This window comes from Staphylococcus rostri (genome assembly GCF_002902145.1).
Taxonomy (GTDB): domain Bacteria; phylum Bacillota; class Bacilli; order Staphylococcales; family Staphylococcaceae; genus Staphylococcus; species Staphylococcus rostri.
The window spans coordinates 1,463-2,275 of record NZ_PPRF01000152.1 but is presented as its reverse complement, the minus strand read 5'-3'; the positions used below and the strand labels follow the sequence as shown (position 1 = coordinate 2,275).

Here is an 813-nt window from a genome sequence, read left to right as displayed (position 1 = left end):
TTTCAAAATATGTTTATACATATCTGAATATAATCCTCTAGAGACGTTGAATTTTGGTAAATCTTTAAATAAGAAATAGAATGGCTTATTAATATGAATTGCATCAAAATATATTGATGAATAATCAGTTACAATAACATCAGAAACCAACAGTAATTCCTGCGTTTCAACCTTGTTATTAACTGTAAAGACTTGTGCAATCCCATTGTTCCATGGAGGTTGTGTATCCATTGAATGTGCCTTATTAATGATACAATAATCATTACCTATTTGATGTAAAAATTTGGGGAACTCCATAATATAATGTTTATCCTTTTTACTTTCAACTTTCTTGTAATTGTAATCTCTCCACGTAGGTGCATAGAGTATAATTTTTTTATCAAGAGGCAAATTATTCTTTACCTTAATTGCTTTGATTAATGCATCATTATCCTGGTTTTCTTTTAACCATTCATTTCTAGGGTAACCAGATACAATTACTCTATCTTTTGGAATATCAAATGATGTATTAAATTTCTGTTTTGCAATCTCAGAGTCTGCAATTAAATAATCCCATCTTGATATATCATTCTTCATTTTAACTTTATGCCCTAGATTTAAAGTGAGCATCGTTGACTCATTAGAATCGAATAGCATCTTCTTAAACGGTGTACCATGCCATAACTGGATCCATGTTTGCCCTTTTTTCTTCCTAAATGCCGCTGGAATCCATGATTCACCAATTACAATTTTAGACCTGTAGAAATAATTGAAAAACTCACTACTTCTAGGATTAATTCTATAGGCTTCAGGCACTCTTTTATCAAAAGTGAC

1 protein-coding gene is annotated in these 813 nt (G+C 30.6%); it reads right to left on the bottom strand.

All coding sequences use genetic code 11. The features are described 5' to 3' along the window. A partial coding sequence (locus tag CD122_RS11575; protein WP_206167775.1) for a CDP-glycerol glycerophosphotransferase family protein occupies positions 1 to 813 on the bottom strand: 813 nt, incomplete at both ends.